The sequence below is a fragment of the Pseudoduganella guangdongensis genome, from assembly GCF_009857475.1.
GTDB classification, from domain to species: domain Bacteria; phylum Pseudomonadota; class Gammaproteobacteria; order Burkholderiales; family Burkholderiaceae_D; genus Rugamonas; species Rugamonas guangdongensis.
Genome location: NZ_WWCJ01000077.1, coordinates 1 through 255 on the forward strand (window position 1 = coordinate 1; position 255 = coordinate 255).

The 255-nt window shown below is 50.2% G+C and carries 1 rRNA gene; it reads right to left on the reverse strand.

Going from position 1 to position 255, the window contains the following annotated elements:
* Positions 1-255, reverse strand: a 23S ribosomal RNA gene (locus tag GTP41_RS26920); the annotation flags it as partial.

Here is a 255-nt window from a genome sequence, read left to right on the forward strand (position 1 = left end):
GCTTACGGCGTGCGGGCTTTTCACCCGCATTATCGCTACTCATGTCAGCATTCGCACTTCTGATACCTCCAGCATCCTTTACAAGACACCTTCGCAGGCTTACAGAACGCTCTCCTACCATATCCTTACGGATATCCGCAGCTTCGGTGACTGGCTTAGCCCCGTTACATCTTCCGCGCAGGACGACTCGATCAGTGAGCTATTACGCTTTCTTTAAATGATGGCTGCTTCTAAGCCAACATCCTGACTGTTTTA